The organism is Streptomyces sp. NPDC002276 (assembly GCF_053891435.1).
In genome coordinates, this window is record NZ_JBSFCQ010000024.1 from 64,364 (window position 1) to 89,604 (window position 25,241).

At 71.0% G+C, this 25,241-nt stretch carries 19 protein-coding genes; 9 read left to right on the plus strand and 10 right to left on the minus strand.

Annotated elements, in window-relative coordinates:
• Window positions 1-58: 58 nt before the first annotated feature.
• Genes ACWIHT_RS40965 through ACWIHT_RS40975 form a run of 3 tightly spaced genes read right to left on the minus strand, consistent with a single transcriptional unit; the run spans window position 59 to window position 2,045 of the window.
• On the minus strand, window positions 59-769 hold the full coding sequence (locus ACWIHT_RS40965; protein WP_456173654.1) for a phosphatase PAP2 family protein: 711 nt from the start codon (window positions 767-769) through the stop codon (window positions 59-61).
• The gene (locus ACWIHT_RS40970; RefSeq protein ID WP_456173696.1) at window positions 766-1,368 is read right to left on the minus strand and encodes a phosphatase PAP2 family protein; all 603 of its coding nucleotides are present in this window, start codon (window positions 1,366-1,368) and stop codon (window positions 766-768) included. Before ACWIHT_RS40970 ends, ACWIHT_RS40965 begins: the two co-directional genes overlap by 4 nt.
• On the minus strand, window positions 1,368-2,045 hold the full coding sequence (locus ACWIHT_RS40975) for a DedA family protein (RefSeq protein ID WP_456173655.1): 678 nt from the start codon (window positions 2,043-2,045) through the stop codon (window positions 1,368-1,370). Before ACWIHT_RS40975 ends, ACWIHT_RS40970 begins: the two co-directional genes overlap by 1 nt.
• A gap of 196 nt (window positions 2,046-2,241) precedes the next feature.
• Between ACWIHT_RS40975 and efeU the strand changes: the two genes are divergently transcribed.
• The 3 genes from efeU (at window position 2,242) to nicT (ending at window position 6,907) form a co-directional block, all read left to right on the plus strand.
• Window positions 2,242-4,287: an iron uptake transporter permease EfeU gene (gene efeU / locus ACWIHT_RS40980; RefSeq protein ID WP_456173656.1), complete on the plus strand. Its 2,046-nt coding sequence runs from the start codon at window positions 2,242-2,244 to the stop codon at window positions 4,285-4,287.
• Window positions 4,288-4,337: 50 nt separating this feature from the next.
• Window positions 4,338-5,609, plus strand: a complete 1,272-nt coding sequence (gene efeB, locus ACWIHT_RS40985) for an iron uptake transporter deferrochelatase/peroxidase subunit (protein WP_456173657.1) — start codon at window positions 4,338-4,340, stop codon at window positions 5,607-5,609.
• Window positions 5,610-5,743: 134 nt separating this feature from the next.
• Window positions 5,744-6,907 (plus strand): Nickel transporter NicT, encoded by a 1,164-nt coding sequence (gene nicT, locus ACWIHT_RS40990; protein ID WP_456173658.1) that lies wholly within the window; start codon window positions 5,744-5,746, stop codon window positions 6,905-6,907.
• Window positions 6,908-6,911: 4 nt separating this feature from the next.
• Here the strand turns inward: nicT and ACWIHT_RS40995 are convergent, their stop codons facing one another.
• The 4 genes from ACWIHT_RS40995 to ACWIHT_RS41010 all read right to left on the minus strand — a co-directional run bounded on the left by ACWIHT_RS40995 (window position 6,912) and on the right by ACWIHT_RS41010 (window position 11,278).
• Complete coding sequence (locus tag ACWIHT_RS40995) at window positions 6,912-7,871, minus strand: hypothetical protein (RefSeq protein WP_456173659.1); 960 nt, start codon at window positions 7,869-7,871, stop codon at window positions 6,912-6,914.
• A 10-nt stretch (window positions 7,872-7,881) separates the two neighbouring features.
• The gene (locus ACWIHT_RS41000) at window positions 7,882-9,354 is read right to left on the minus strand and encodes an APC family permease (RefSeq protein ID WP_456173660.1); all 1,473 of its coding nucleotides are present in this window, start codon (window positions 9,352-9,354) and stop codon (window positions 7,882-7,884) included.
• A 223-nt stretch (window positions 9,355-9,577) separates the two neighbouring features.
• Window positions 9,578-10,981 (minus strand): Si-specific NAD(P)(+) transhydrogenase, encoded by a 1,404-nt coding sequence (sthA, locus tag ACWIHT_RS41005; protein WP_456173661.1) that lies wholly within the window; start codon window positions 10,979-10,981, stop codon window positions 9,578-9,580.
• Window positions 10,982-11,080: 99 nt separating this feature from the next.
• Window positions 11,081-11,278, minus strand: coding sequence for a hypothetical protein (locus ACWIHT_RS41010; protein WP_456173662.1), 198 nt, complete (start codon window positions 11,276-11,278; stop codon window positions 11,081-11,083).
• Window positions 11,279-11,434: 156 nt separating this feature from the next.
• Between ACWIHT_RS41010 and ACWIHT_RS41015 the strand changes: the two genes are divergently transcribed.
• The 3 genes from ACWIHT_RS41015 to ACWIHT_RS41025 all read left to right on the plus strand — a co-directional run bounded on the left by ACWIHT_RS41015 (window position 11,435) and on the right by ACWIHT_RS41025 (window position 15,345).
• Window positions 11,435-13,270, plus strand: coding sequence for a glycoside hydrolase family 15 protein (locus ACWIHT_RS41015; protein WP_456173663.1), 1,836 nt, complete (start codon window positions 11,435-11,437; stop codon window positions 13,268-13,270).
• Window positions 13,271-13,405: 135 nt separating this feature from the next.
• Entirely contained in the window at window positions 13,406-14,893 is a 1,488-nt protein-coding gene (locus ACWIHT_RS41020; protein WP_456173664.1) for an esterase, read from the plus strand.
• 62 nt (window positions 14,894-14,955) lie between these two features.
• A complete protein-coding gene (locus ACWIHT_RS41025; RefSeq protein ID WP_456173665.1) occupies window positions 14,956-15,345 on the plus strand; it encodes a hypothetical protein in 390 nt (129 codons plus the stop codon).
• 3 nt (window positions 15,346-15,348) lie between these two features.
• Here the strand turns inward: ACWIHT_RS41025 and ACWIHT_RS41030 are convergent, their stop codons facing one another.
• Window positions 15,349-18,075 (minus strand): SpoIIE family protein phosphatase, encoded by a 2,727-nt coding sequence (locus tag ACWIHT_RS41030; protein WP_456173666.1) that lies wholly within the window; start codon window positions 18,073-18,075, stop codon window positions 15,349-15,351.
• 76 nt (window positions 18,076-18,151) lie between these two features.
• The gene (locus ACWIHT_RS41035) at window positions 18,152-20,695 is read right to left on the minus strand and encodes a SpoIIE family protein phosphatase (protein WP_456173667.1); all 2,544 of its coding nucleotides are present in this window, start codon (window positions 20,693-20,695) and stop codon (window positions 18,152-18,154) included.
• A gap of 507 nt (window positions 20,696-21,202) precedes the next feature.
• On the opposite strand from ACWIHT_RS41035, the gene ACWIHT_RS41040 reads away from it, so the two are divergent.
• Window positions 21,203-22,381 (plus strand): cytochrome P450, encoded by a 1,179-nt coding sequence (locus ACWIHT_RS41040; protein WP_456173668.1) that lies wholly within the window; start codon window positions 21,203-21,205, stop codon window positions 22,379-22,381.
• 26 nt (window positions 22,382-22,407) lie between these two features.
• Here the strand turns inward: ACWIHT_RS41040 and ACWIHT_RS41045 are convergent, their stop codons facing one another.
• Window positions 22,408-22,902 carry a MarR family winged helix-turn-helix transcriptional regulator gene (locus ACWIHT_RS41045; RefSeq protein ID WP_456173669.1) on the minus strand — a complete coding sequence of 165 codons (495 nt, stop codon included), beginning with the start codon at window positions 22,900-22,902 and terminating at the stop codon, window positions 22,408-22,410.
• A 131-nt stretch (window positions 22,903-23,033) separates the two neighbouring features.
• Here ACWIHT_RS41045 and ACWIHT_RS41050 point away from each other — a divergent pair, with 131 nt between their 5' ends.
• Both ACWIHT_RS41050 and ACWIHT_RS41055 read left to right on the plus strand, forming a co-directional pair.
• The gene (locus ACWIHT_RS41050) at window positions 23,034-24,305 is read left to right on the plus strand and encodes a multidrug effflux MFS transporter (protein ID WP_456173670.1); all 1,272 of its coding nucleotides are present in this window, start codon (window positions 23,034-23,036) and stop codon (window positions 24,303-24,305) included.
• Window positions 24,306-24,404: 99 nt separating this feature from the next.
• Complete coding sequence (locus ACWIHT_RS41055) at window positions 24,405-25,067, plus strand: GNAT family N-acetyltransferase (protein WP_456173671.1); 663 nt, start codon at window positions 24,405-24,407, stop codon at window positions 25,065-25,067.
• The last annotated feature ends 174 nt before the right edge of the window (window positions 25,068-25,241 follow it).

Below are 25,241 nucleotides of genomic sequence, written 5' to 3' on the forward strand. Positions count from 1 at the left end.
AGAACGCCAGCACCCACCACCCGGCACCGCCCCCACCCCGACCCGAGACGCCGACCGGCTACGACACGGGACCCCGGGCCGCGGGCTCCTCCCGTGGCGGTACGGTTCCGTCCGGCGAGTCCGCGAGCAGCCACGCCGGCAGCCACCAGGCCGCCGCGCACAGGCACACGCCGAGCCAGCCGACGGCGAACAGCCAGCCGCCGACCACATCGGTGAACCAGTGCACGCCCAGATACACCCGGGTCAGCCCGACCAGCGCGCCCCAGCAGCCGACGGCCAGACAGAGCGCGGTCCGTCCGTGCGGGGCGCGCACACTTATCGCGAGGATCACCAGCCCGGCGGTGATCGCCGCCGTCGTGGTGTGACCCGAGGGGAACGACCAGCCCGAGGCATGTCCGGCCCAGTCGGCCAGCGCCGGGCGGGGCCGCGCGATCAGCGTCATCACGCCGTGGCGCAGCCCCTGCCCGGCGGCCAGGCAGGCCATGGCCAGAGCCGCGGCGAGCAGCCGCCGGCGCACGGTGCGGCCGGTGAGGAGTCCGGCGAGGACGACGAGGGCGTACGGGACGACGCCCGTGCCCGTCGCCGACACACCGCGTGCCACCGCCACCGCCACGTCCGGGCGGTGGGCGACGGACCACGACAGCAGGTCCTCGTCCGTGAACAGCGGCACGCCCTCGCGCCCGATCACGACCATGCTCAGCACACCGAACGCGGTCCAGGCCCCGACCCCCACACTGCCCGCCAGCTCGGCGACGTCCTTGCGGTTCATGACACCACCAGCGGTCGCAGCCGCCCGGCCGTGATCCGCCGTACCAGGGACTTCGGGCGGCGCCGCACCAGGACCATCGCGCCGAACGCGAGGAGCGTGCCGACCAGGACGCCCGCCACGACGTCGTGCGGATAGTGCACCCCGACCCACACCCGGGACACCGCCATGGCGAGCGCGGCGACGGCCGCGAGCGCGCCGAGCCGGCGGGAGACGAAGAACAGGGCGACCGCCGCGGCCGCCGCGATCGTCGCGTGATTGCTGGGGAAGGACCAGTCGCCCCGCGCGGGACACGCCTCCAGCGTGACCACCCGCAGGCTCTGACAGGGGCGGTTCTCCCGCACCAACGACTTCAGCAGGGTGTCGATCCCGTACACGGCCACCACGACCAGCGGCACAGCAAGCGCCGTCAGCGCCGCCTCGGCACCCACCCGGCGCGCCCGCCACCAGCCCACGAGCATCAGCACGGCGAACACCGCGAGCCCGTACGTGGACCAGGCCGTGACCGTGTCGTCCAGCCAACTCGGCGCCTGCTGCGCCGAGTTCACCACGTCCTCGTAGGCCGAGCCGTCGATCGAGGACCCCTGGAAGGCGACGAGGATCATCCGTGCGCCTCCCCGGCCTTCGCCGCCCGGGCCGCCCGGCGGGAGCGGCGGACCTCGACGACGAGGGGGAGCAGCGACACGACCACGATCAGGGCGACCATGGGCAGCAGGTACTTGTCGACGTTCGGGACCGAGGAACCGAGCGCGTACCCGGCGAGCGTCAGCCCCAGGCTCCACGCCAGACCGCCGACCACCTGCCACACGGTGAACGTCCGGACGGGCACCCCGAGCGCGCCCGCCATCGGGTTGAGCACCGTCCGCACCACGGGCACGAAGCGGGCCAGCACGACCGCCTTCGCGTGGCCGTACCGGTCGAGCAACTCCTCGGCCCGCCGGGCGCCTTCGTGCAGCCGGGTCGAGCGGCTGCGGGTGAGCAGCGCGCCGCCCGCCTTCCGGCCGAGCAGATAGCCGCACTGCGCTCCGGCGAGCGCGCCGACCGCCGCCGCGACGAGGAGCGGCGGGAGCGACAGCTTCACGGCTCTGTCCGCGCCGCCCGTGCAGAGCAGGCCCGCCGTGAACAGCAGGGAGTCGCCGGGCAGGAAGAACCCGATCAGCAGCCCCGTCTCGGCGAACATCACCACGCCGACCCCCAGCACACCGAAGGCGGCCAGCAGCGACTTGGCGTCCAGCACGTTGACGGCGAGCTGGGACGCCAGGTCCAAGGGTGTGGTCATCGTCGTGAGCCCCTTCGCCGGTGTCTGACTACAAATCTGTAGACGGTCTACTCAACTGTAGACGATCGCGACCCGCGAGGAGTTCCGCACTTTTGCCCGGTCGTTGCCGATTCATGACTGACGGACTACACGCATGTAGTCATGATGGTCCGCGAAGTAAGGCATGCCTTCACTAACCCAGGAGGGGTCGCACCCAATGTGGGACGACGCGTTTCCGAGCTTTCTGATCGGGCTGCGGGAGGGACTGGAAGCGGGACTCATCGTCTCGATCCTGGTCGCCACCCTCGTCCGCGCCGATGCCAAGTCCCGCCTGCCGCAGGTGTGGACGGGTGTGCTGGCCGCGATCGCCCTCGCGCTGAGCTTCGGCGCCGTGCTCACGTTCACCGCGGCCAACCTCTCCGCCACCGCCCAGGAAGCGTTCGGCGGTGTCCTCAGCGTGATCGCCGTCGCGTTCGTCACCGCGATGGTGTTCTGGATGCGCCGCTCGGCCCGCACCTTCTCCGGAGAGATCAGGGAGAAGGTGACCGGCGCCCTCGGCATGGGCGCGGGCGTCCTGATGCTCACCTCCTTCCTCGCGGTGGGCCGCGAGGGCCTGGAGACGGCCCTCTTCCTGTGGACCACCGCCCGCGCGGCCGGCGAGTCCTCCGGCCCCCTCACCGGCGCGGCCATCGGCCTCGTCCTCGCGGCGGGCCTGTGCTGGGGCCTGTACCGCCGGGTCCTCAGGATCAACCTGACGAAGTTCTTCACCGCCACCGGCGTCGTCCTCATCGTCATCGCCGCCGGTGTCCTCGGCTACGGCCTGCGCGACCTCCAGGAGGGCGGTGTCCTGCCCGGCCTGACGACCTACGCCTTCGACCTCAGCGGCAGCGTCGACGCCGGCTCCTGGTACAGCACCCTCATCCAGGGCGTGTTCAACCTGATGCCCACGATGACCTGGCTCCAGGTGGTCGGCTACGTCGGCTATCTCGCCGTGGTCCTGCCGCTGTTCCTGGGGGGAGTTCGCGGCGAGCGGGTCAAGGCACCGCAGCCGGAGCCGGTATTGCAGCCCACGCCCGCACCGGAGGCCGTGTCGTCCCCGCGCCGCCGCCCCGTCTGGGTGGTGCCCGTCGCCGTGGTCGCCGTACCCGCCGTCGTGGCAGGGCTCGTTGTCGCCCTCGCCCGCCCCAAGCCCGCGAGTTCGCAGACGGTCGCCGTCTCCGAGACGGAGTGCGGCAAGGGCTTCACCGCGCCCGACACCGGCCGCCAGACCTTCCAGATGCACAACACCGGCGACAAGACGTCCGAGGTGTACCTCATCGACCCGGCCTCGGGCGCGGTCTACGGCGAGGTCGAGGGCATAGCGCCGGGCACCACCCGGGACCTGGTCGCCACCGTCGCGGGCGGATCGTACGCCTGGCGCTGCGTCCCCACCGGAGCGAAGGCCGTCACCTCCGCCACCGTGCGCGTCAGCGGCGGGGGCGGGACGGTGAAGGCGGTCGTCCCCGTCTCCGAGAACGACCTCGCCGCACCCCTCAAGGCCTACAAGGTGTACGTCGACCAGGGCCTGGCCACCCTCGAAACCCAGACCCGGCGGCTCAGCGCCGACATCGCGGGCAACCACCTCGGCCAGGCGCGCACCGACTGGCTGACCGCGCACCGCACCTACTCCTCGCTCGGTGCCGCCTACGGAACCTTCGAGGACTTCGACCAGAAGATCAACGGCCGGGCCGACGGGCTGGCCGGGGGAGTCGACGACAAGGACTTCGCGGGCTTCCACCGCATCGAGTACGGGCTGTGGCACGGGCAGACGGCGGGCGAGTTGAAGGTGCCCGCGCAGCAACTCACCACCGCCGTCGTGGGGTTGCGCAAGGCGTTCCCCACCCAGGACTTCGACCCGGGTGACCTCCCGTTGAGGGCCCACGAAATCCTGGAGAACGCCCTTCAGTTCGAGCTGACCGGCGATACCGACGAGGGCAGCGGGACCAACCTCGCGACCGTCGACAGCAACCTCGCGGGCACCCGCGAACTCCTCACCGTACTCAAGCCGTTGCTGACCAAGGAGTCCTCGACGCTGCTTCCGACCGTCGACGCCGCGGTGGCCCGGTTGCAGAAGCTGCTCGACTCGGCGCACCAGGGCGGCAGTTGGACCCCGGTCGAGCAGCTGAGCCAGCCGGACAGGGCCCGACTCAACGGTGCGGCTGGGCAGTTGCTTGAGGACCTGGCCCCGGTGCCGGACCTGCTGGAGATCAGGAAGTCCGCCTGATGAGCGCCGAGAACACGAACAGCACTGGCCGTAGTGAAGGGAACCGTCCGATGTCCACTGCCGAAACCCCGGGCTGCCCGGCCGGAGCCGGCCGTCGCTCCTTCGTCCGGACGGCGCTCGGTGCCGGGGCCGCCGGAGCGGTGCTGGCCGGCGGGGCGTTCGCGCTCGCCGAGACCGGCGGCACGGCCCAGGCGCAGGCCGCGGACACCACCGACGCGGCGAAGGTGCCCTTCCACGGCACCCATCAGGCGGGCATCCTCACCCCCGCCCCGGCCGCCGCGACCTTCGTCTCCCTCGACGTGATCGCCGACAACCGGGCCGAACTCGCCGATCTGCTGCGGACGATCACCGAACGGGCCCGCTTCCTCACCTCCGGCGGCACCCCCGCCGACCTCGGTGTCGGCGCGCCGCCCGCCGACAACGGCATCCTCGGACCCGAGGTTCCCGCCGACGCCCTCACGGTCACCGTCGGCGTGGGCGCGTCCCTCTTCGACGACCGCTACGGCCTCGCCAAGGCCAAGCCGAGTCGGCTGACCCCCATGAAGACCTTCCCGAACGACAACCTGCGCGCCGCCGAGTGCCACGGCGACCTGTCGCTCCAGGTGTGCGCCGCCCGTCAGGACACGGTGCTGCACGCGCTGCGCGACATCGCCCGGCACACCCGGGGCGGCATGCAGATCAAGTGGCGCATCGACGGCTTCCAGAACACCCCGCGCCCCACCGGCACCCAGCGCAATCTGCTCGGCTTCAAGGACGGCATCGCCAACCCGGACGTGCAGTCCGCGCGCGAGACCGACCGGCTGATCTGGGTCGGTGACGGACAGGGCGAGCCCGCCTGGGCGAGCGGCGGCAGCTACCAGGTGATCCGGATCATCCGCATGCTGGTCGAGTTCTGGGACCGGGTCTCGCTCAGTGAGCAGGAGTTGATGTTCGGCCGCCGCAAGGACACCGGCGCCCCGCTGGACGGCGCCAAGGAGACGGACATCCCGCACTACGCCAAGGACCCCAAGGGCACGGCGATCCCGCTCGACGCCCATATCCGTCTGGCCAACCCGCGCACCACCGCCACCGACACCTCGCGCATCCTGCGCCGCGGCTACAACTACGACCGGGGCATCGACACCGTCGGCAACCTCGACATGGGCCTGGTCTTCTGCTGCTACCAGCAGGACGTGAAACGGCAGTTCGAGGCGACCCAGACCCGGCTGATCGACGAGCCTCTCGTCGACTACATCTCCCCGACGGGCGGCGGCTACTTCTACGCGCTGCCCGGCGTGCGGGATGCCAAGGACTGGCTCGGAAGGGGTCTGCTGGCGTCCTGACCTCGCATTTTCCCTTCCCTTGACCAAGACCTGCCGTGGGCTTTGCCGACCGTTACTGCGAATGGGTTGCAGGTACGGGAGGATGGCACGAGGTCGCGGTCCGCGACCTCGTCCCCGGCAGAAAGACCCCCTCGATGACGGCCGCCCCCGAGTCCGCTCCGACCCTCCCCGTCACGGCCGCGACCTCGCGGCCGTCGGTCTGGTACCGCGTCCGTACGTCCATGACGCGGCAGGAGTGGACCAGGGTCGGCGGGATGGCCGGCTTCATCCTGGCGCTGCATGTGATCGGCTGGTTCACCCTCGTGTGGATCGTCGCGCCGGGGCACTACAGCGTCGGCGAGAAGTCCTTCGGCATCGGCATGGGCGTCACCGCGTACACCCTCGGCATGCGGCACGCGTTCGACGCCGACCACATCGCGGCCATCGACAACACGACCCGCAAGCTGATGAGCGAGGGGAAGCGGCCCCTGTCGGTGGGCTTCTGGTTCTCGCTCGGCCACTCCAGCATCGTCTTCGGCCTGACGCTCCTGCTCTCCCTCGGCGTGAAGGCACTCGCGGGCCCGGTCCGCGACGACAACTCCCAACTCCACGACGTCACAGGCCTCATCGGTACGACCGTCTCGGGCACCTTCCTCTACGTCATCGCCGGCATCAACCTCGTCATCCTGGCCGGCATCTGGAAGGTGTTCCGCCAGATGCGCTCGGGCGACTTCGACGAGGCCGCCCTTGAGGAGCACCTGAACAACCGCGGCTTCATGAACCGCATCCTGGGCCGCTTCATGAAGTCCATCACCAAGTCCTGGCAGATGTACCCGCTGGGCCTGCTGTTCGGCCTGGGCTTCGACACCGCGACCGAGATCGCGCTGCTGGTCCTCGCGGGTTCGGGCGCCGCCTCCGGCCTGCCCTGGTACGCGATTCTCTGCCTGCCGGTCCTCTTCGCGGCCGGCATGTCGCTGCTGGACACGATCGACGGCACGTTCATGAACTTCGCCTACGGCTGGGCCTTCTCCAAGCCGGTCCGCAAGGTCTACTACAACCTCACGATCACCGGCCTGTCCGTCGCCGTCGCCCTGATCATCGGCACGGTCGAACTCCTGGGCCTGTTCGCCGAGAAGCTCGACCTGCACGGCTTCTTCTGGGACTGGGTCGCGGGCCTCGACCTGAACGTCATCGGCTTCGTCATCGTCGGCCTCTTCTTCGCGACCTGGGCCGTGGCCCTGCTGGTGTGGAAGTTCGGCCGGATCGAGGACAAGTGGACGGCGGGCCTGGCCCAGTCGGCGGAGCGGCCCGCCGAGTAGGCCGTCAGGTCCGGACCCCCAGATCCTTCCGCGACTTCATGATCTGCTTCTCCGCGTCCCCGGTGTACGACCACGGAGTCGATGTCGCCCGGCGCCCCATCATGCCGAGCACGGCCGCCGCCACGTCCTTGGTCCCCGCGTAACAGGCCGCGTGGGCAAGGTAGTTGAGGTCGCGGAGTTCACCGGGCGGGATGGCTCCCTCCTCGCGGGCCGCGATCCAGCGCTGCCAGGTCCGGCGTACGTCGCTGACGGCGCCGTCGTGCGTCCAGTGCTGGCCGAGTCCTACGGCGGCCTGCTGGCCCTTGGCCGCGTCGAGGACGTAGCGGTACTCCTCGACCCGCGCGTACTGCACCAGCACCGGCAGCCCGCAGCCGGGCGGTGCCACGCCCGCCGCGTCGCGGGCGAAGTCGTACATCAGGCCGTGACTGCCGTGCCAGCGGGAGGAGTAGTAGTGCAGAACCTGGAGGTGGCCCTCGACGCTGTAGGGGTCGCGCCGGTGCAACTCGTCCCACCAGCGGGCGAGTTCCTGCCGTCGTACGCCCGCCGGGTAGAGACGGGCGACGGAGATCAGGGAGATCCACGGCGTGGGGTCGTCCGGATAGATCTCCGCGGCCTGGAGGCAGGCCATGACGGCGGCGTCGATGCGGTTGCGGTCGATGGGCACGCCCCGGCCCGCCGCGATGGCCAGGTTGAAGGCCCGGGCGGTCTCCGTGGCCGCCCGCAGGGTGAGCGCGTCGCCGCTGCCGGGCTCGGCGGCGAGCCACGACTCCACCGTCGAACTGCTCGCGCAGGCCTGTGCGAGCATCCGGACGCGGTGGCCGCGCGCGAGCCAGTGCGCACCGGTGTTCCGCAGCAGATCCCGCAGGCCCTGCCAGCGGCCGATGACGATGTCGTGCCGGGCCGAACTGAGCGGCGCGTCACCGCAGTCGGGATCGAAGTCGGGGGTGTAGCGGTCTCGCGCCATCGGGTGCCCCTCAGAAGTCCGTCGGGAGACCCTGGTGGACCCGGGACTGTTCGGGCACGAAGTCGTCGGGGACGTAGTCGGTTTCCACGGTGTGGGTGGCGTCGAGCCGCGACGGCCGGTAGTAGTCGCTGCCCTGCTTCCAGTACCAGAGCATCGGGATCAGGCCCACGGCGAGGCCGCCGATGCCGATGGTGATCGCGGCGGTGCTCAGGCTGCTCAGCGACTCGACGAAGATCCAGAACATGAACAGGGCGCCGAACAGCGGCCACAGCCCGCCGAAGAGGAAGTTCCCCGCCGACTTGAACAGCATCTTGCGGTAGGCGACGACCACCGCGAGGCCCGCGAGGCCGTAGTACACGGCGATCTGGAGACCGATCGCCGAGATCGCGTCGGCGAGGATCTCGCCCACCGAACCGAGCGCGTTGGAGGCGATGAACATCGCCAGCGCCACCCCGCCGACCACGACGATCGCCACCCAGGGCGTGTTCCAGGTGCGGTGCACCCGGCCCAGCGCGGCCGGCATCGTACGGTCCCGGCCCATCGCGAACAGCGAGCGCGTGACCTGGATGAGGGTGGTCTCCAGGGTGGCGATGGTGGACAGCATCACCGACACGATCAGCAGCTTGCCGCCCCAGCCGGGCCAGATCTCGTCGCCGAGCACGGCCAGCACATTGGCGTCGTTGCTCTCGATCTGCCGCGAGGACAGGATGACGTTCACCGCGATGGTGAACACCTCGAACAGCAGGAACACGATGCCGACACCGATCAGGCCCGCGAGTCCGGTCGTACGACGGCTGTTGCGGGTCTCCTCGCTGAGGTTGCTGGTGACGTCCCAGCCCCAGTAGTAGAACGCGGCGATGAGCGCGCCCGACGCGAAGCCGGACACCCCGTCGAAGTGGCTGAAGCCCAGCCAGGACCAGTCGAAGACCCGGGCGTTGCCGGTGTGCACGATCGCCAGGGCCGCGAACAGGGCCAGGATCCCCAGCTCCACACCGGACATGACGAGCTGGGCCCGGACCGTGAGCCGGGCGCCGCCGAGCACCACGAGCAGCATGATCACGAACCAGGCCGCGCCGACGACCGTCGACAACGCCGTGTTGTCCGCGAGACTTTGATCGAACAGGGACAGGGTCATCGACCCGGCGGGCAGCGACCCGGCGACCATGAAGATGGTCGCGGAGATCACCAGCGCCCAGCCGCTGATGAAGCCCAGAAAGGGATGCAGGGTGCGCCCCACCCAGGAGTAACTGGCGCCCGCGTTCACGTCGATCCGGCCGAGATAGCTGAAGGCCAGCGCGATGCCCAGCATGGGTATCGCGCAGTAGAGGAGGGCCGCCGGACTGGCCAGCCCCACCGCCCCCACCAGGACCGCGGTGGTCGCGGCGATCGAGTACGCCGGGGCGCTGCCCGCCACGGCCATCACCACGGTGTCGAACGTGCCGAGGGCGTTGGCCTGTAGCCCTCTGCCCCTGTTGTTGCTCATGGTTGCGCTGCTTTCCGTCTTGCACGACGTGCGGAGTTGAGCGGACCGGCGCCGGACCCGGAGAGGGGTGGCCTCGGGTCGTCGGCCGGTCGGAACAACGAAAGGGAATGGCGGATACCGCTTAACCGCTGCGTCGGCGGACGGTCACACCGTGTGTGGGTGTGATGATAGCCGTAGCTCTTGACCTTTCAAGATTGACCAGCGAGTAATCTCCTGTGAACGATCAGTCGCCGAGTCGGTCGATCTGCCGCAGTTTGTTCGTCGCGTCGAGGGCGGCGACCTTGTAAGACTCAGCAAGGGTCGGGTAGTTGAAGACGGCGTCCACGAGATAGTCGACCGTTCCGCCGCAGCCCATCACCGACTGGCCGATGTGAATGAGCTCCGTGGCGCCCGTACCGAAACAGTGCACGCCGAGCAGCGTGCGGTCGGTGGGGGAGACCAGCAGCTTCAGCATGCCGTGCGAGTCGCCGATGATCTGGCCGCGCGCGAGTTCGCGGTAGCGGGAGATACCGACCTCGAACGGCACGCACTCCTCGGTGAGTTGGTCCTCGGTCTTCCCGATGAAACTGATCTCCGGAATGGTGTAGATGCCGATCGGCTGCCGGTCGTCGATCCGGTGCACCGGCTCACCGCAGGCGTGGTACGCGGCCGTACGGCCCTGCTCCATCGAGGTCGCCGCGAGCGCGGGGAAGCCGATGACGTCACCGACGGCGTAGATGTGCGGGACCGAGGTGCGGAAGTTCTCGTCGACGTCGATCCGGCCGCGCTTGTCGGCGGACAACCCGGCCTTGTCCAGGTCGAGTTCGTCGGTCAGGCCCTGCCGTCCGGCGGAGTACATCACCGCGTCGGCCGGGATCTTCTTGCCGCTCTCCAGGACCGTCAGCGTGCCGTTGGTGTGCCGCTCGACGGCGGCCACGGTCTCCCCGAAGCGGAAGGTCACGGCGAGGTCCCGCAGGTGGTACTTGAGCGACTCGATGACCTCAAGGTCACAGAAGTCGAGCATCCCGGCGCGCTTCTCCACCACGGTGATCTTGCTGCCGAGCGCGGCGAACATGGAGGCGTACTCCATGCCGATGACACCGGCCCCGACGATGACCATGGACCGGGGGACCTTGGGCAGGTCCAGGACGTTGTCCGAGTCCATGATGGTCTGCCCGTCGAACTCGACGGTGTCCGGCCGCGCGGGACGCGTACCGGTGGCGATGATGATGTTCTCCGCGGTCAACAGCCGTTCGTGACCGGTGACTTCGGTCAGCGCGATGGTGTGCGGGTCGACGAAGCGGCCCGTACCGGCGAACAGTGAGACCTGGTTGCGGGACAACTGGTTGCGGATGACGTCCACTTCACGGCTGACCACGTGCTGGGTCCGCGCGGTGAGGTCGCCGACGGTGATGTCGTCCTTCAGGCGGTAGCTCTGCCCGTACAGATCGCGCTGGGTGAGACCGGTGAGATACAGCACCGCCTCGCGCAGGGTCTTGGAGGGGATGGTTCCGGTGTGGATGGAGACGCCGCCCACCATGTTCGGGCGGTCGACGACGGCGACCCGGCGGCCGAGCTTGGCCGCGGCGATGGCGGCCTTCTGGCCACCCGGTCCTGAACCGATGACAAGCATGTCGAAGTCGGGCACCTCCGGAGTCTGTCAGCCGGAGCGCCTTCTCCGAAAGGGTGAACGGGTAACCGGGTGTCGACAAGACGGTCAATCGGCAGCTGGATGCCCGTACGGCGGCTAGGGAAGCAGTTCGTCGAGCGCCGCCGCCCCCTTCGCGGCGATCCTCCGCCGGGCCCACTCCAGGTTCTCCGGGGTGATATCCCGGCCGGCCGCCAGGACCACGTCCTCCGGGGCCACCTCGGTACCGGTGCGGGTGTGCAGCAGGGCGTCCGGAGTGGTGCGCTCGGCGTCTTCATCGGGTTGCGCTGTCGACATGGTGCCTCCTCGTCCGGGACCGGACACGTGCCGTAGATCCCATTTCCCACGATTCCCTGCCCACCTCCAGTGTGCATCCGGAAGAGTGGCCGAACGAGAACGTGAACCTAAGCTGGGAACCGGCCCGCGCGGGCCCGAACCAGGGAGGCTGCCGCGATGGTCGAGACCCCGCCCGAACAGGACACCCCCACCGGACCCGGATATCTGCCCATCGCCGAGCACGGACTGATCGGCGATCTGCGGAGCGTGGCCCTGGTGGGCAGCAACGGCACGATCGACTGGTACTGCTGCCCGTCCTTCGACGCCCCCAGCGTCTTCGCCGCGATCCTGGACGCGGAGCGCGGCGGCTCCTTCGAGCTGGCCGCCGCCGTGCCCGCCCGCACCAAGCAGTTCTACTTCCCCGACACCAACGTCCTGATCACCCGGTTCTTCACTGAGGACGGCGTCGGCGAGGTCCAGGACTTCATGCCGGTCACCGGGGAATCGGACGAGTCGGCCCGGCACCGGCTGATCCGCCGGGTGGTGTGCGTGCGCGGCTCGGTCCCGTTCCGGATCAAGGTCGCGCCCAGGTTCGACTACGGCGCCAGCCCGCACACCGCGCGGATGATCGGCGACGTGGCCCTCTTCGAGTCCGCCGAGAAGTCCCTCGCACTGACCGCCACGGTCCCCCTGGAGTGCGACGAGGTCGACGTGTGGGCCGACTTCAAGCTCGACGAGGGCGAGTCCGAGGTGTTCGCCCTCGACCAGGTCGACGGCGAGGTCACGCCCCGGAACTGCGCGCGCACGGAGGCCGAGGACGAGTTCAACACGACGGTCGCCTACTGGCGCCGCTGGCTCTCCCAGTCCCGCTACCGGGGCCGCTGGCGCGAGATGGTCCACCGCTCCGCCCTCACCCTGAAGCTGCTGACCTACGCCCCCACGGGAGCGATCGTCGCCGCCCCCACCACCAGTCTCCCCGAACAGCTCGGCGGCGAGCGCAACTGGGACTACCGCTACGTCTGGATCCGCGACGCCGCCTTCTGCGTCTACGCGATGCTGCGTCTCGGCTTCACCACCGAGGCGAAGGCGTTCATGGAGTTCGTGTCCCGCTACATCAGCCCCGGCGACGGCAACCCCTCGGGCCCGCTCCAGATCATGTACGGCATCGACGGCCGCACCGAACTCACCGAACGCGAACTCCCCCACCTCGAAGGCCACCAGAAATCCGCCCCGGTCCGCGTCGGCAACGCCGCAGCCGACCAGCTCCAACTCGACATCTACGGCGCCTTGATCGACTCCATCTACCTCTACGACAAGTGGGCCGAGCCCATCTCCAGTGCCCAGTGGGACGACGTCTGCGCCCTCGTCGACTGGGTCTGCGTCAACTGGGACCAGCCCGACGAGGGCGTCTGGGAGACCCGCGGCGGCCGCAAGAACTTCCTCTACTCGCGCCTGATGTGCTGGGTGGCGATCGAGCGCGCGATCCGCCTCGCCAACCGCCGCGGCCTGCCCGCCAACCTGCCGTACTGGGGCGGCTGCCGCGACACCATCTACCGCCGCATCATGGACCGCGGCTGGTCCGAGACCCGTCAGGCCTTCGTGCAGTACGAGGGCAGCGACGTCCTCGACGCCGCGCTGCTGATGATGCCGTTGGCGAAGTTCATCGCCCCCACCGACCCCAAGTGGCTCTCCACACTGGACGCGTTGACCGAGGAACTGGTCTCCGACTCCCTCGTCTACCGCTACAACCCGCAGGCCAGCCCCGACGGACTGCGCGGCGACGAGGGCACGTTCTCCATCTGCTCCTTCTGGTACGTCGAGGCCCTCGTCCGCGCCGGCCGCGTCGACGAAGCCCGGCTCGCCTTCGAGAAGATGCTCACCTACGCCAACCATCTCGGCCTGTACGCCGAGGAGATCGGCCGCACCGGCGAGCAACAGGGCAACTTCCCCCAGGCGTTCACCCATCTCGCCCTGATCAGCGCCGCGTTCAACCTGGACCGGGCGCTCGGCTGACCCGGCTGATTTCGTCCGGGGCGCGCAACAAGCGTCACCGAGGTGTCACAGCACGCGGTGGCACCACAACTACCGCCGTACGTCTCGTGTCGAACCCCCTGACCGCAACAGATTTGACCCACGGGGGAACACATCATGACGAACGTGTCACGCAAGAAGGTCTCCGCCGCCGTCGCGTCCGCGACCTTCCTGCTCCTGGCCGGCGCGGGCATCGTCGCCGCACCGGCCAGCTACGCGGGCGTCCCGGGCGGCACCAGCGCCGTCGACCGCAACAGCGACTTCAACGGAGACGGCTACGACGACGTCCTGATCGGCGCGCCGGGCGGCACCGTCGACGGCAAGGAGGGCGCCGGATACGTCACCGTGCAGTACGGCGCCCCGAACGGCATCGCCACCAACAACACGGTCCCCAAGGGCCGTACGGCCGTCATCAGCCAGTCCACGCCCGGCGTCCCCGGCACCTCGGAGACCTACGACTCCTTCGGCCAGGCGATCGCCACCGGTGACGTGGACGGCGACGGCTACGACGACGCGATCATCGGCGCGCCCGGCGAGGACGAGGGCAGCGTCGAGGACGCGGGCCGCGTCACCGTCCTCTACGGTTCCAAGGCCGGCCTCGGTGCCGAGACGAACGACTCCTTCACCTCCGCCACCCCGAAGGCGGGCGACCGGTTCGGCCAGTCCGTGGCGGCGGCCCGCTTCACCGGGGCGACCGACACCGACGAGATGGCCGTACTCGACGACAACGGCGCCCAGATCTTCACCTACCACACCGGCATCCTGCACACGATGGGCGCCCTGAACACGACCACCCACCCCGGCGGCCACCGCCTCCAGCCCGCCTACCTCACCACCGGCGACTACGACCGCAACGGCTTCGCCGATCTGGTCATCTCCGGCTACAGCCCCGACGACGACTACCAGCAGGGCTGGTCGGCCCTCTACGCGGGCGGCGAGACCTCCCTGACGTACCGTCAGGACCTCAACGGCGGCCTCGGCACCGCCTCCGGCGACATCGACCACGACGGCTACGACGACCTGGTGCTCGGCCAGCTCAGCAGCGCCGACGACAGGGCCGAGGGCGACGACGGCGGCAAGATCGCTGTTTACTACGGCAGTTCGAAGGGCCCCGCCGGTCCCGCGGACTGGTGGTCGCAGAACTCCCCGGGCGTGCCCGGCACTTCGGAGCACGGCGACGCCTGGGGCAACGACCTGTCCGTGGGTGACGTGGACGGCGACGGCTACGCGGACGTGGCCGTCGGCGCGCCCGGCGAGGACGTCGGCACCGTCCAGGACGCGGGCGCGGTATGGCTGTTGCGCGGTTCGCGCGACGGCGTGACCGCGACCGGAGCCCAGTCCTTCGACCAGAACACCGCGAACATCCCCGGCACCGCCGAGGCCGACGACGCCTGGGGCGCCCAGGTCCGCCTGGCCGACACGAACCGTGACGGCCGCGTCGAACTCGTCGCCTCCGCCCCCGGCGAGAACTCCGGTGACGGCTATGTGTGGTTGCTGCCCGCGGGCCCGGGCGGCCTGCTCGCGGACGGCTCCTCGCTCTACGGCGCGGCGGACCTGGGCGGCACGGCGAAGGGTGCCGGGTTCGGGTCGGCCATCGACGAGTAGGGGGAGTGCGCGGGTGCCCGCAGCCGGTGCGGGCACCGCGTGCGACCTGGTTTGATGTGCGCATGTTGATGGCGACAGTGGTCCTCGTGCTGGTCGGGTTCGTCACCGACTGGACGAGGCGGAGAGTACGACTGCGCCGGGCCGTACGATCCGGACGCGGACCGCTGTGCATGCTGAAGTGGCCCGAACGGGAAGGCCGTTGGCGCCCCGGACGGCTCTCGAAGGGCGCGGACGGTCGGCTGACGTGGACGCCCGCACCGCGCGGAGCCGAGGTCGCCCTCCCGGCCGAGCTGCGCCGCACCGGATCGCGCGAGCCGTCCTGGTGGCGTGAGGCGATGGCCGTCAACCCTTCGTCCCGGATCCTGGAGTACGAGGCGGCGGGTGAGCCGCTGCTCATCGCCGTCTTCGCGAACGACATCGACGTGATGGTGCCGATACTCGGCGAGGTCTAGGACTCACAAGGCCTGTTCGGCCCAGATGACCTTGCCCGCAGGGGTGTACCGGGTGCCCCAGCGTTCGGAGAGCTGGGCCACCAGGAACAGGCCCCGGCCGCCCTCGTCCGTCATCGCCGCGTACCGCAGATGCGGTGACGTCGTGCTGCCGTCGTAGACCTCGCAGATCAGGGTGCGGTCGCGCAACAGGCGGACGCGGACGGGGTCGTTGCCGTAGCGGATGGCGTTGGTGACCAGTTCGCTGAGGATGAGTTCGGTGGTGAACGTCAGTTCGTCCAGGTCCCAGTGGGTCAGTTGGCGGGTGACCGAGGCGCGCATGTCGGCCACGGCCGCGGGGTCGGACGGTACGCGCCATTCGGCGATGCGGTCGGCGCCGAGGGCGCGGGTGCGGGCGACGATCAGGGCGATGTCGTCGCTCGGGCGCACCGACAACTCCGAGTCGAGGACCGCCCGGCAGGTGTCCTCGGGGGAGTCGCCCGCGCGGGTGAGTGCCGTGCGGAGCATCTCCAGGCCCACGTCGATGTCGCGTTCCCGGTCCTCGACCAGTCCGTCCGTGTAGAGGACCAGCCGGCTGCCCTCGTCGAGCTTCAACTCGGCGGTCTCGAAAGGGAGTCCGCCGAGGCCGAGCGGGGGCCCGGCGGGGACCTCGGGGTACTCGACGGTACCGTCCGGGCGGATCAGCGCCGGGGGCGGATGCCCGGCGCGGGCGACGGTACAGCGCAGGGTCACCGGGTCGTAGATGGCGTAGAGGCAGGTCGCGCCGGTGACCGGGGCACCGCTGTCCTCGGTCGTCTCGTCCTGGTCGATGCGGCCGACCAACTCGTCGAGCAGGCCGAGGAGTTCGTCCGGTGGCAGGTCGAGGGCGGAGAAGTTGAGGACGGCGGTGCGCAGGCGTCCCATGGTGGCCGCCGCGTGCAGGCCGTGGCCGACGACATCGCCGACGACCAGGGCGACCCGGGCGCCGGACAGGGGAAGGACGTCGAACCAGTCGCCGCCGACCCCGGACTTCGCGGGCAGATAGCGGTAGGCGACGTCGAGCGCGGTCTGTTCGGGGAGGCGCCGGGGCAGCAGACTGCGCTGGAGGGTCACCGCCATGCCGTGCTCGCGGGTGTAGCGGCGGGAGTTGTCGATGGACACCGCCGCGCGGGCGACCAGTTCCTCGGCGAGGGCCAGTTCCTCCGAGTCGAAGGGCTCGGGCTTCTCGGAGCGCCAGAAGTTGACCACGCCCAGGATCAGCGCCCCGGCCCGCAGCGGCACGGTGATCAGCGAGTGGATGCCGTACTCCACGACCTGCGCGGTGCGCTCCGGATCCTGGGTGAGCCAGCCGGGGGCCTCGCCGAGCCGGGGTTCGACGACGGCGTCACCGGTGTCGAGGCTGCGCGCCTGCGGGGCGGACTCCACGAACTGGATCTGCTTGCCGACCGGGTAGAGCGGCGCGTCGTCGCGGACCCCGCTGTACGCCGTGCGGCGCAGCTCGGTGCCGGGCTGGGGTTCCTCGCCGCTCAGGACGGCGTCGTAGAGGTCGACCGTGACGAAGTCGGCGAAGCGGGGGACGGCGAGTTCGGCGAGTTCCTCGGCGGTGCGGGTGACGTCGAGGCTGGTGCCGATGCCGACTCCGGCGTCGTAGAGCATGTTGAGGCGCTCGCGGGCGACCTCGGCGCGGCCGGAGAGGGCGCGCAGTTCGGTGGAGTCGCGGAGCGTGGTGACGCTGCCGGGCGGGCCGCCCTCCAGGTCGGTGGGGCGCTGGTTGACGGCGAGGAGCCGGCCGCCGACGCGGTGCACCTCGTCCGTCGCGACCCGCGCGGAGGCCAGTAGTGCCGTCATCTCGGTGTCCAGACCGAGGTCGAGGATCAGGCGTCCCTCGCCGTTCTCGGGCAGGTCGAGCAGCTGGCGTGCCTCGTCGTTGGCGAGCAGCAGCCGGCCCTCGCCGCTGACGATGATCACGCCCTCCCGCACGGCGTGCAGGACGGCGTCGTGGTGTTCGTACATCCGGGTCATCTCGTGCGGGCCCAGGCCGTGGGTCTGGTGCTGAAGGCGTCTGCTGACCAGGGCGGTGCCGCCGGTGGCGAGGATCAGGGCCACGCCCGCCGCGATCAGCAGGAGCGGCAGCTGCTGGTCGGCGGTGCCGCCGACGTTCGCCTTGGTCACCCCGGCCGACACCAGGCCCACGACCTTGCCGCCGGGGCCCCGGATCGGCACCACGGCCTGGACCAGCGGCCCGATGGTGCCGGTGATCTCCTCGGTGACGACGTGCCCGGCCAGCGCGGGGGCGATGTCCCCGACGAACTTCTTGCCGATGCGGTCCGGCTTGGGGTGGGTGTAGCGGATGCCGTCGGTGTTCATGACGACGATGAAGTCGACCTTGGACGTCTTGCGGGCGGCCTCGGCGCTCGGCTGGAGGATCGCCGTGGGGTCGGCGCTCTTCAGGGCCGCGACCGTGCCCGGCGCGCTGGCGAAGGTCTCGGCGACGGCCACCGACCGGTTGCGGGCCTCCTGCGTGCTGTCGTGCCGCACCTGGAGGACCTGCGCCACCACGGCCGACACGACCAGCAGCAGCACGATCACCACTTGCAGCATGAACACCTGTCCGGCGACGCTGCGCGCGGCGAGACCGGACCGCCGGTGCCGGTGTTCGCGCGCCCGACGGGCACGGTCGTACGGGCGCTGCGCGCGCAGACCGTCGGGGCGGTGGGTCGACCGGGCCCTTGGCCGACCCGTCAGGCGGACCATGAGCCCATGTCTACACTGCCCGACCCCAGGAGGCGAGGGGCGTCACACCCGGTGACAGGCCGGGGCCGAACCGGGATCAAGGGTGCCTGCCGGGCTTGGCGCGCCGGGCCGCGAGCAGCAGCGCGATGTCGTCGGGGCGGTCGGCCGCGTGCCGGGCGGCCGTGGTGAGGCGGTCGGCGACACCGGCCAGGGAACGCCCGCCCGTCCGTGCGGCGGGCCCGCCCGCCTTCGAGAGCGCGACCCGCAGGGCGGCGATGCCGTCGTCGATGTCGACGCCGGGCCGCTCGACGAGACCGTCGGTGTAGAGCGCCAGGATGGAGTCGGGCTCCAGCTGGAGTTCCGTCACCGGGTAGTGCGCGTGCGGGTCCACCCCGAGTACGACGCCCCCGGGGATGTCCCAGACGCGGGTTCGGCCGTCCGGGGTACGGATCAGCGGCGGGGGATGCCCGGCCCTGGCGACCTGGACCAGGCCGCTCGCCGGATCGAGACGGAGGTAGCAGCAGCTCGCGAACTGGCCGGGGTCGAGGTCGATGAGCAGATGGTTGGTGCCGCTCATCACCTCGTCGGGCGGCCGGTCCCCGAGCGCGAACGCCCTTACCGCGCTGCGGAGTTGACCCATGGTGGCGGCGGCCTGCACACCGTGCCCCTGGACGTCGCCGATCACCAGCGCCAGCCCGTCGCCGGACTCGACGACGTCGTACCAGTCGCCGCCCACCTCCATGCCCTGGGTGCCCGGCAGATAGCGGCCCGCGGTCTCCACCTGCGGGTGGACCGACAGCCGGCGCGGGAGCAGGGCCTGCTGGAGGCCCCGGGCGAGGGCGGCCTCCGAGTCGTAGCGCTGGGCCTTCTCCATCGCGTGGGCGATCAGTCCGGCGAGGGCGGTCAGTACCGCGCGCTCCTCGGAGCTGAAGCTGCGGGACCGGTCGAAGCCGAGGATGGCCGAGCCGACCGGGCGCCCGGACGCGATCAGCGGCAGGAACGCGCGGGCGCCCTCCTCCGCGTCCAGCGGGATGCCCGGGTAGGCCTCCGCGAGCTGTTGCATGGAGTCGAAGAAGAGCGGGCGTCCGGTGGTGAGGGTCTCGACACCGGGCAGCCGGGCGTCGAGTCCGACCCCGTCGAAGGGGGCGAGGAAGCCCTGCGGGAAGCCGGTCTCCCAGGCCAGGTAGAGATGCCGTTCCTGGAGGAGGTAGATCGCGAGGCGCCGGCCGCCGAACGCGGGCAGCAGCTCCTTCATGACCACCGCCGACACCTGGCGGGCGGTGACCGCCTCGGTCAGCGCGATGGCCAGCACGATCGGCCGGTACAGCGGGGCGAGCGAGGTGACGCCGTTGCCCGGCGCGTCGGCGCCCTCGGGGTGCACCGGCACCAGCGGGATCGGCGGGCCCGACACCCGGGTCGACGGCGCGACCGTGCAGGTCAGCTGGTCGTGGCCCGGATGGACCGCCAGCGCCAGCCAGTCGCCCTCGTACGGCTCCGGCGGCTGCTTCTGTCCCTCCGGCCGCCGGACGTGGAAGTTCACCGACCCCAGCGACAGCAGGGCGCCGCGCAGCTGGTCCTCGCAGCCGATCTGGTTCAGCCAGGGCACGCCCTCCCACAGCGGGCGCCCGAGCAGCTCCTCGCGCGGACTGCCCAGCAGCTGGGCGGCGCGCGGATTGGCGTAGGTGACCAGCCCCAGCCGGTCCAGGCAGAACACGCCGTCCGGCAGCAGGTCGGCCGCGCTGTCGGCGACCGGAGCGGGACCCGGGTCCAGGACGACACCGCTGACGGGGTGCCCGCCGCCGGGCGGGGCGGGTCCGGTGGCGGGCGTCCACAGGTCCAGCAGCCGGACCGAGCCGTCCGCCGCCCGCACCCGCAGGGGCAGCGGCGGCGGCTTCCCGGCGGCGGTCGCCCGCAGCGCCGCCATGACCTGGTACGTGTCGCCCGGCGCCAGGACGTCCGCGACGGCTTGCGCCGTGGCGGGCGACTCGCCGGGCTCGACACCCAGCAGGGTGTGCAGAGCGCCGTCCCCGGTCACGACGGCCGTCGCCGGGTCCCACACGAAGCGGGCCATCCGGCCCTCGGGGCGGTGCGTGGCCGCCGTCCGGATGCACACCGGTTCGCCGTCCCAGGCGACGCACGGCCCGTCCGCGTCCTTGTGCTCGTCCTCCAGGGCCCGCAGCGCCGCGCCCAGCTCCTCGGCCAGCCGTGTCATGCGGTCCAGGCCGGACAGCACCTCGGTGGTGTCCGCGGCGGACGGCCGGAGCACGGTGAGTACGCCGTACGTCGTGGACCCGCCCATGATCGGCACGTACTGCGAGCCGAACTGGAAGGGCAGACTCGCGGCGAACTGGGGGTAGCGGCGCATGCACTCCGCGGCGTTCGGCAGGACCACCTGGACGCCGAGCCGGAAGGCGTCCGCGACGGGGAACTTGTTGTCGACGCTCAGCCGGTTCCAGGGGCGGAACAGCGGACCGGGCAGTCCCGCCAGCACCGCGAGACGCAGCAGTCCGGGCGTGCTCGACCGCAGGTAGACGCCCCCGGAGTGGCCGCCGGCCGCGTCGATCGCCTCCGTCGAGGCGTCGATGAGCAGCTCGGCGAGCCGTCCGGGCGTCCCCTTCTCGCGCTGGGCACTCCCAGTCATCGGGGCTCTACCTCGTCCCTGTGGCGCCGGGTGGGTGACACAGCAAGAATGCGCCAGGACGCGGCCGGGGTCACCTGGGCGGACGGGATGGGCTGGAGGGGCACGGGTATCGCCGGTCCGTCGGGGTCTGATGAAGTGATCAAGAGTGACTCAAGTGTCGGTGTCGGGTACAGGGCGGGGTGCGGTCTCGTCGGGTCGGCCTGAGGAGACCGGACCGGCGCCTTAAGTGGGCAGTCGGGACAAAGGAGTTGAGGCCCGACGTGCTTCTGTGACCGGGTCCGCGTCTCGTGGCGTTCAGGATGGCGCAAACTCCGCCCCGCGCGGGGCGAATTCGATCTGTTGCCCGCATTCGTCTGCGACGACGGACGGGACGGCGGAACACACGGCGACCGAAAACTTCCGTACGGTGACGGCCGTCCCGTCGGACGGCCCCTGCCCTCGGACGGCCGTGCCCGGATTGTTAGCCTCGGCCATGGCCAGTTTCCCTCTGCACCGACCTGGAGCGCGATGAGTACGGTCGCCGCCGCCTACCCGCTCGGCGCCGGGACCACCCTCGCCGAACTCGCCGACGACCCGCATCCACGCCTGGCGCGGCTCCGCGAGAGCGAACCCGTGTCCTGGCTGCCCGAGTTGGACGGCTGGCTGGTGACCCGGCGCGACCTCGCGCTCGCCGTGATGCGGGACGCGACCACGTTCACGGTGGACGACCCCCGCTTTTCCACCGCCCAGGTCGTCGGCCCGAGCATGCTCTCCCTCGACGGGGAGCGGCACACCCGCCACCGCGAACCCTTCACCGCGCCCTTCCGGCCGCGCGAAGTACGGGACGGCTTCGCCTCGTTCATCGAGCGGGAGACCGACCGGCTCGTCACCGCACTGCGACCGGCGGGCGCCGGCGAACTGCGCCGCGCCTTCGCCGGCCCGCTCGCGGTCGCCGTCGTGACCCACGCACTCGGACTGACCGGCACCACCCCGTCCACCGTGCTCTCCTGGTACGACGCCATCGTGCGCTCGGTCTCGGACATCACCGCCGGACACACGGCGGGAGCCGCCGGTACGGCCGCCTACGCCGAACTGCGCGCGGCCGTCGAGGCCACCGTCGCCGACCGGGACGCTGCCTCACTCCTGGTCTCCGCCGCCGGGCAGTTGACGGTGCCCGAAGTCGCCTCCAACGCGGCCGTGTTGATGTTCGGCGGCATCGAGACCACCGAAGCGATGATCACCAACGCGCTGCTGCACCTGCTCCGACACCCCGACCAACTCGCCCTCGTCCGCGCCGACATGGGCCTCCTCGACGGCGCCATCGAGGAATCACTGCGCCTCGAACCCGGCGCGGCCGTCGTGGACCGCTACGCCACCCGGGACACCGTCCTCGGCCCGGCCACGATCCGCGAGGGCGACCTGGTGACCGTCTCCCTCACCGGTGCCAACCGCGACCCGGCGGTCTTCCCCGACCCCGACCGCTTCGACGTCCGCCGCGAGAACGCCCGCCTCCAACTCGCCTTCGCCCACGGCCCGCACTACTGCCTCGCCGCGCACCTCGCCCGCCTGGAGACCCGTATCGCCCTCCACCACCTGCTCGACCGCCTCCCGTCCCTGCGCCTCGACCCGGACCACCCGACGGCCCCGGAAGGGCTGGTCTTCCGCAAGCCGCCGACGCTTCATGTGCGCTGGGACGCTGTGATCTGACGGTTCTGACGCTTCGTCAGGGTCCTTCACTCGCGGCCCACTTGGCGCTCCATGGCCTCCACCAGTCGCCCCAGCGCGTCCAGCACCTGGTCCCGGTTCTCGCCGAGACCCGCCAACAGGTTCACTTCGGCGGCGAGTTGGCGGGGGAAGAGATCGTCCACGGCCTTGGCCCCGGCCGGCGTGATGGTCACCAGCGCGGCCCGCCGGTCGGCCGGATTAGGCGTACGGGCGATGAAGCCGCGCTTCTCCAGCTTGCCCAGGGCCTTGCTGACCCCCGCCCGGGACAGGCCCAGCCACTCGGCGAGACGTCGGGCGATCACGGGTTCGGTCGCGTGCCGCAGCGGGACCAGCATGTCGACCTCGGGGGCGGTGAGCGCGGCGCCCGCGTAGAGGGGTTCCACCGCCCGGTTCAGCAGCCCGGCGGCCTGCTTGAGCAGGCTGATCAGCTCCATGGGGGAGGTGTCGAGGCCGGGGTTGTGCTCGGTCCACTGCGTGCGGACGTAGAGGGGGGAGAGGGACATGCGGCTCGTCTTCTCGCTTCCGGGGCTGCGGGGACGTCGATCGGGGCTTCGGGGAGGTCGGTGCTGGTCCTTCGCGGTCCTTCACCGATCCGTCATTGTTAACCGGTGAACCATCGGTTACCGTTACGGTCATGGTATCGCCGTCCCCCTCCCCTTCCGCTGCCGCGCGCCCCGCGGCACCGGCCTCCGTCGACCCGACCCGGCGCGCCGCCGTCGCCCTGGTCGCCGTCCTCGCCGCGCTGACCGCGGTCGCCCCGCTCGCGACCGACATGTACGTCCCCGGGTTCCCCGCCATGGGGGACGCGCTCGGCGCGAGCAGCTCGGCCGTACAGCTGACGATTACCGCATTCCTGGCCGGACTCGTCGTCGGACAACTGCTCATCGGCCCGATCAGCGACAGCCTCGGCCGCCGCGGACTGCTGCTCTCCGGGACGGCCGCGTTCACCGTCTTCTCCGTCGCCTGCGCCCTCGCGCCCAACGTCGGCCTGCTCGCCGGCGCCCGATTCCTCCAGGGCCTGGCGGGCGCGGCCGGCATGGTGCTGGCCCGCGCCGTGCTCACCGACCGCTTCCACGGCGCCGACCTGCCGCGCCACTTCGCGGTGCTCTCCCAGATCATGGGCGTCGCGCCGGTCGCCGCACCGGTCCTCGGCGGGGCGGTCCTGGCCGTGTCGACCTGGCGCGCGGTGTTCGTCGTACTCACCGTGCTGGGCGGCCTGTTGCTGCTCGGCGTCCTCCGCAAGGTCCCGGAGACCCTGCCGCCGGAGCGACGGCACGCGGGCGGGATCACGCAGACCTTCCGTGCGATGGGCGCGCTGCTCGGCGGACGTACGTTCATGGGGTACGTCCTCGTCCTCGCGTTCATCTCGGCGGCGCTGTTCGCCTACATCAGCGGCTCCAGCTTCGTCTTCGAGAACCTGCACGGAGTGTCGGCCACGACGTACTCCCTCATCTTCGCGAGCAACGCCGTCGCCATGCTGATCGCCGGCGCGGCCTTCTCCCAACTGGCCGGACGCGTACGGCTGAACACCCTTCTCACGGCGGCGGTCGGTGTCGCCGGGGTCGGTGCCCTGACGCAGGTCGTGCTGGTGCTGACCGTGGGGGAGACCCTCGCCGGTACCTGGATCAGCCTGTTCGTCACGGCCGGCGGCATCGGCATGGTCTTCCCGTCGACCCTCAGCATCGGCCAGGCCCTCGGCCGCGCCGCCCCCGGCGCGGCCTCCGCCCTCCTCGGCGGCCTTCAGTTCCTGTTCGGCGCCCTCGCGGCGCCGCTGGTCGGGCTGTTCGGGGAGGACAGTTCGCTGCCGATGGCGGTGATCATGCTCATCGCCGTGGCGGCGGCGGGAGCCGCGCTGGTGGGAATGGCCAGGCCCTGGGAGGGGTGGGGGGAGCCGACGGCGGGGTAGCGGACGGCGCCCCGCGCTGCGCGAGGCGGACTGCCCTGTCGCCCTCCCCTCTGATGTAATGGGTGATACAGGGAAGTGTTACTTACGCGGGGAGGGGCTTTGTCTTTCAGGAACACGGCCGAAGCCGTAACGGCATGGGTCGAAGGCTGGGCCGTCTCGCGCGGCGCGGCCGAACCGGCGCCCCGCACCTGGGGTTTCACCATCGATGTCGGCCTGTCCACGCACGTCATGCGCCACGTCCTGACCGCCGCCGACGAGGCGACCGTCCGCAAGATCACCGAGAGCGCCACCGCTCCGGACGTCTGGCTGAAGGCGTTCGTACCACCGGAGACGCTCACCCCCTGGCTCGCCTCCGGCTGGTCCGTGTCGGGTGGTCCCAGTTTCCTGATGTCCGGGCCGCTGCGCGCTTCCCCCGCCGAGGTGCCCGACGGATACCGGCTGCGCACCTGGAACCGCGCGGGTGTGACCCGCGCCCTGGTGCGCACCGCGGACGGCGCCTTCGCCGCGCGCGGTCAGATCGCCGCCACGGGATTCACGGCCGTTGTCGACCAGGTGGAGACCGACCCGGCGCACCGACGTCGCGGCCTGGGGCGCCTGGTGATGGCCACGCTCGCCGACGCCGCGGCCGGACAGGGGGCCGCGGTCGGCGTGCTGGGCGCGACGCTGGAGGGCCGGGGCCTGTACGAGACGGTGGGATGGCGCGTTCTGGCCCCGCTGACCAGCGCGGTGCGAGGCCCGGGCCCGGGCCCGGGAGAGGCTTGACCGGAGGGAGGGGTGGCACAGGGTTCCCCTCACGCGGGGTTTCTACCAGTCGGCGCAGTTCCTCGACGGCGGCCTGGAGGGCGGGGTCGACGGCGGGCGCCCCGGCCGGTAGCTGGTGCTTGGCGATGCCGGTGTTCTACGCCAAGTGGCCACCTGCGCAAGTCGATATCCGGG